Genomic DNA, 5,774 nt, shown 5'->3' on the forward strand with positions numbered 1-5,774 from the left:
GGTTTAATTATCACGAAGTTATCCGCCACGCTCGGAGGAACGGGATCGGTAGCCACCTCCGGAGTGCCGATTTTGGCCACTACCTTATCCACTTCCGGGAACGTTTTCAGCGTCTCCTCCAGCTGAGTCTGCATCGCGATGGATTGCTCAAGTCCGGTGCCAGGAATACGCAGCGCGTGCAGCGCGATATCCCCTTCGTCGAGCTGCGGAATAAATTCCGAACCTAAGGTAGTTGCCAACCAGATACATACCGCCACCAACGCCGTTGCCGACCCCAAAACCAGCCAGCGAAACTTCATCGCGACAAGCAACGCTGGTTTGTACACCGATTTGGCACCGCTGATTACCGGGCTTTCCTTTTCGCTGATTTTGCCTCGAAGTAACACTGCAACGGCGGCTGGCACCACAGTCAGCGACAGAACCATGGCAGATAACAGTGCCATTACTACAGTGGCCGCCATGGGGTGGAACATCTTCCCCTCAACGCCGGTGAGAGAAAAGATCGGCAAGTACACCACGGTAATGATGGCGACACCGAACAGACTGGGGCGAATGACTTCGTTGGTGGCTTCGTACACCAGCTGGAGCCGCTCCCGCAGTGGCAACTGGCCGTTATGCTGGGACTGGGACAACCGCCGAATGCAGTTTTCGACAATAATCACCGCACCATCCACGATCAGGCCGAAATCCAGCGCCCCAAGGCTCATCAGGTTGGCCGATACGCCCGATTGCACCATGCCAGTGATGGTGGCGAGCATGGACAAAGGAATTACCGCCGCCGTGATCAGAGCGGCGCGTAGATTGCCGAGCAACAGAAACAGCACGACGATCACCAGCAATGCGCCTTCGAGCNNGCGTCCTTCGCGATGTTGCCGGGCCGCAAGCCGGGCGACGCTGTTCTCGACAATGATGACCGCACCATCGACGATCAGCCCGAAGTCGAGCGCGCCCAGGCTCATCAGATTACCTGAGACACCAAGCCGGTTCATCCCCACCGCTGCCATCAGCATCGAAACGGGAATGACCAGTGCGGTGATTATGGCGGCGCGGATATTGCCGAGCAAGAGGAACAGGACGGCGATCACGAGCAATGCGCCTTCGAGCAGGTTCTTTTCCACCGTGGCGATGGCCTTGTCCACCAAAGTCGTGCGATCGTACACCGCCTCCACCTTTACCCCCTCGGGGAGTGAAGGCTGAATGGCCTTCAATTTTTCAGCCACGGCCTGCGCGACTGAGCGGGAGTTCTCTCCCATCAACATCATGGCCGTGCCCAGCACCGTTTCCTTGCCGTCGCGGGTCGCCGCCCCGGTGCGCAGTTCCTTGCCAATGGCCACCTCGGCCACATCACTGACTTTTACCGGTGCGCCCTGCCGATTAGCGATAACCACCTGTTCAATCTCAGCGATGGAGGCCAACTGTCCAGGTGAACGGACCAGCAGCTGTTGCCCTTTGCGCTCGATATAGCCTGCACCGCGGTTGGTGTTGTTGGCTTGCAGTGCGTCCGCCAGTTCATCCATGGTGACGCCAAATTGCAGCAACTGTTGTGGGAAGGGCGTGACGTGGTACTGCTTGTTGTAGCCACCGATGGTGTTGATCTCAATCACCCCAGGCACCTGTGCCAGTTGGGGTTTGATAATCCAATCCTGAATTTCCCGCAGTGCCGTGGCGTCCAACGGACTGCCATCCTCTTGAGTGGCGCCGGGCCGCGCTTCGACCGTGTACATCAAGATTTCGCCAAGGCCGGTGGCGATGGGACCCATTTCCGGCTCCAGGCCCGGTGGCAGGGCATTCTTGATGGTGCCGAGGCGTTCATTGATCAGGTTTCGGGCGAAATAAATGTCCGTACCCTCTTCGAATACCACTGTGACCTGGGACAGACCGTAGCGGGATATTGAGCGGGTATAGGACAAATTAGGCAAACCATACAGAGCCGTTTCCACCGGGAAAGTGATCCGCTGCTCAGCCTCCAAGGGGGAATACCCCGGAGCCTCGGTATTGATCTGCACCTGGACGTTGGTGATGTCTGGTACCGCATCGATCGGCAGGCGCTGAAAGCTCCACAGGCCTACACCGACCAACACCAGAATAAGGGATAACGTTAAAAACCGCCGCTCTACCGAGAAGCGTAAGATGGCATTTATCATCATAGCCTCCTGGGTTAGTGGTCGTGGGATGCGCCGGATTTTTCGATATCGGCCTTGATCAGATAACTGTTGTCCACTACATAGCGGTCACCCGCTTGTAGCCCACCCAGTACCTCAGTCAAAGTGCCGTCGCTGGGGCCTAGCTCCAGTGGGCGAATTTCATAAGTATCTCCCACCTGGATAAATACCACGCTCCAATCCCGAAAAGGCTGCAGCGCCCGGTTCTCGACCGCCAGTGGCACCTCAAGGGTCTCTACCACTATATCCCCCGCCACCAACAAGCCTGGGTTCAGAGTGCCGTCCGGGTTGTCCACTTTCACTCGGGCCAGGGTATAGGGCGCATTGTTTGGGGAAGGCAGCAGATGGCTAATGTTAGCCTGCTGATTAAATCCCTCGGCTTGCAGTAGAACTTTCTGGCCGACCGCCACCTTGGTGCGCTGGCCCGGAAATACCTGAAGCTCCGCCCACAAGGTGGACAGATCGGCGATGGCAAATAGAGGCCGGTCACCGGCGATTTCGCCCACACTGATCTGGCGCTCGGTTACCACGCCATCCATGGGTGAGCGCAGATCATAGGTTTTAAGACTTTCATTGGACTCCACTTGCGCCAGCAGATCACCTTTGGCAACACGGTCTCCCAAACGAACATTGACTCTGGTAATGACGCCGGGAAAGCGGGCGCGCACCCGCGCGATTTGCTCCGACGCGGTGGTCAGTTGCCCATAAGTGGTCAAGGTTCGCTCAATCGAGCCCGGACCGGCCTCGGCTGTTCGGATTCCAGCCTTTTCAGCAATGTCGGCTGCAATGCGGGTACGACCTTCGTGGGATTCCCATTGCCACTGGTATTGTTTACCGTTCAAGGCAAGCGTGACTTCCACATCAAAGGAATGTGGCTCGGTCACCACGCCATCCCCCAGCCAATAGTCTCCCTGGAAGGCAAAATCAAAAGTATCCTCTTGTCCGCCCAAACGAGTGAGTTGAACGTTGAGGTCAACCCCATCGGTCATGGGCTTACCGTCCTTTGTCACCCAGGCACGATATTCTGGAGGAACACCTTGCTCGAAAATCTGCAGTTCGACGGTAGCGTCGTCCCGCTCAAGCAAGAGGCCACCATGAGGTCCTTTGGTTTCAGGCACGGTCTGTTGTGCTTCGTTAGAAGCATCGTCCCGATCTTGCGCCGCTAGCAGGGGGCTGGCGGCCAGACAGGTGGCCACCAGTATCCAGTAGAGTGGTTTTATCAGTTGCATGGTTCAATAATCCTGTGTTTGGTTAGCGGGCGTGGCCTTGAGTCATGGGCTGCGCCGTGAGCTGTTCGATAAGAGCTTGATTGAGCAGCGCCGTTGCGGCTGCTTCGACGAGTGCCTCGCGGGCCGAAAGCAGTTCACGCTGTGCGGCGGTCCACTCAACATAGCTGTAGCGGCCGCGCTCATAGGCTTTTTGGGTAAGCTCGAGGGCTTTCGTGAGATCGGGCAGGACAGTGGAGCGCAGCCGCTCAACCGCATCAATGTTTTGTTGACGGGTATGAAAAGCCTCGAACAAGAGGGAGTGGAGTTTCAGTAGCGCGCTCTGTTGGCGGTACTCCACCTCATTGCGTGCCGCCATGGCCGATTGCACCTCACCCCGGTTTCGAGATCCGGAAAACAGCGGCACGGATATTCCCGCCACCAGCGCAGCTTCACCCGACTCCTCGAAACGACGAGCACCAAGCTGCCAGCGAATGTCACTTTCCGATTGGCTTCGTGCCAGGCGGATCTCAGCCTCGCGCATACGCCGCTCGCTGGCATAGACTCGAATCATTGGGCTCTCCCGCGCTTGCTGGTAGAGCACCTCGAACCGCTCGCTAGGCTCAAACCGGAACAGGTCGCCCTGCAACCGCTGAAAATCCACCCGTGTTTCCCCCCACAGTGAGGCCAGTGCCACTTTCCGCTTCTCGTACTCGGTTTGCAGAGCGTCGTGGGCGAGCTGGCTTTGGGCAAGAGCCGCCTTGGCGCGTAAAACTTCGGCTTCAGGTGCAGCGCCCTGTTTGGCGCGTTGGGTAACTGTGTTCAGGGTTGTCTCGCTCAACGCCATGGCCTGAGCGGATAAATCGAGCTTTTTCTGCAGAGCCAGAGTGGCGACATAGCGTTGCGTCACCTCGCCCAAAAGTTCCAGAGTCTTGGCTTCCCGTTCGGCCTTTACGAGGTCATATCGGGAGTTCACAACGCCAGTACGAGCCTGACGCTTGCTTCCCAATTCAATGACCGAAGAAAGCGACAAGGTGTATTCGGCCCTGTCAGCCCCCCTAAGGTCACCACTACCGAGGACATTTTCCACCTCCAGCCCCGCCACATAGGCCGGTGCCTGATCGGCTGACAGTCGGCGTCCCTCGAGCCCCTGCAGTCGAAAGTCAAACACCTGCAGACTGGGGTTTTGCGCCATTGTTCGGGACAGCGCGTCGGCAAGGCTGATGGGCCTCTCTTCAGCGTGAGTAGTGGTAACGTTGAACACCAATGTGAACAGAAACAATATTTGAAAATAGCTCTGGCGCGGCTGTAAACGCCGCCCAGTTTCCATGGGCTTGCAAAAAAGCATGGAGCTTCTCCTACGAAGATCTAAATGGTAAGTGTGTCCCGAGCGGGATAGATCGTAGGATTATGCGATAGGAGGGCGGAACAAAGAGGGTGACGTGACGGAATTATGGCTGGCTTGGTAGGCGGACAGAAGCTGACCGCCTGCCGAAATGACAATATCCGTTGCCACGCTCACCAGCACTACGTGAAAGTGGGCATGGTTTTGATGGCTATGGTCCGACGAGTGGTCCGGTGAAGAGTCAGACAAGAAGGAAGACGACTCTGTACCCAGAGCGCTAAAGTCAATTACGGCCACTTCCTGAGAGTGCTCGTGATCATGATGAGGCGTCGTGGAATAATGAGGTTGGTTTGTATCGCCAATAGCCGCCAGTGACTGCAGAGCAATCACCAGTGCTAAAACGATTGTTACCCAACGATTCTTCATCAAAGCGGACAGACTCTCCAAACTAAGGCCGGGACACTACCACTAAGGAAACCCTTAGGTCAAAACCCGCATTCTGTTCGGTTTCCCCAATCCCGAGAGGTGGTGGACCTTGGGACGCAATGGTGCAAACACCTCTCGGTTGGCGAGACCATCGATAGCTCCATGCCGGAAGTCGGGCGTGTGGGTCTTTCGTAGACTCGAGTCGCCCGGCCGGAGCAGACCGCATGAACCCGATTGCTCTCCTTTTGCTTACCCTTGCGATGTCCACCGATGCCTTTGCCGCCGCGATCAGCAAAGGGGCGGGCGGAGCCCTGCGAATGGGTCTTATCTTTGGGTCAATTGAAGCAGCAACACCTTTAGTCGGCTGGTTGCTTGGTAAATCGGCATCGACTTACGTTGAGGCGTGGGATCACTGGATAGCGTTTGCGCTATTGGTTGCTCTAGGGCTGCACATGCTTTATGAAGGCCTGAAACCCAGCGCTGAAGAAGTGTCGAAGCCCTCCAGACAGTCATTTCTCAAGGTTTCTTTGACAGCCATCGGCACGAGCATGGATGCCATGGCTGTAGGTATTGGCCTGGCATTCATCAACGTCAACATCTGAACTGCGGCGGCCCTGATTGGTCTGGCGACGACCG

The 5,774-nt window shown here is 56.8% G+C and carries 3 protein-coding genes and 1 pseudogene; 1 reads left to right on the top strand and 3 read right to left on the bottom strand.

Annotation, left to right across the window (positions count from 1 at the left end; translation table 11 throughout):
- The 3 genes from B2W52_RS04370 to B2W52_RS04380 all read right to left on the bottom strand — a co-directional run.
- On the bottom strand, positions 1-2,144 hold a 2,144-nt coding region (locus B2W52_RS04370; protein WP_286801548.1), incomplete at its 3' end, for an efflux RND transporter permease subunit.
- Positions 2,145-2,158: 14 nt separating this feature from the next.
- The gene (locus B2W52_RS04375) at positions 2,159-3,391 is read right to left on the bottom strand and encodes an efflux RND transporter periplasmic adaptor subunit (protein WP_123889264.1); all 1,233 of its coding nucleotides are present in this window, start codon (positions 3,389-3,391) and stop codon (positions 2,159-2,161) included.
- 22 nt (positions 3,392-3,413) lie between these two features.
- Positions 3,414-4,715 (bottom strand): TolC family protein, encoded by a 1,302-nt coding sequence (locus B2W52_RS04380; RefSeq protein ID WP_123889263.1) that lies wholly within the window; start codon positions 4,713-4,715, stop codon positions 3,414-3,416.
- Between the two features lie 647 nt (positions 4,716-5,362).
- Here B2W52_RS04380 and B2W52_RS04385 point away from each other — a divergent pair.
- Positions 5,363-5,737: pseudogene (locus tag B2W52_RS04385) on the top strand (manganese efflux pump MntP); the annotation flags it as partial.
- Positions 5,738-5,774 lie beyond the last annotated feature (37 nt).

The organism is Marinobacter sp. UBA2498 (genome assembly GCF_002341575.1).
GTDB classification, from domain to species: Bacteria; Pseudomonadota; Gammaproteobacteria; order Pseudomonadales; family Oleiphilaceae; genus Marinobacter; species Marinobacter manganoxydans.

Coding starts and splice junctions, on each gene's coding strand:
- B2W52_RS04375 (WP_123889264.1), bottom strand. CDS start 3,391: ATGCAACTGATAAAACCACTCTACTGGATACTGGTGGCCACCTGTCTG.
- B2W52_RS04380 (WP_123889263.1), bottom strand. CDS start 4,715: ATGCTTTTTTGCAAGCCCATGGAAACTGGGCGGCGTTTACAGCCGCGC.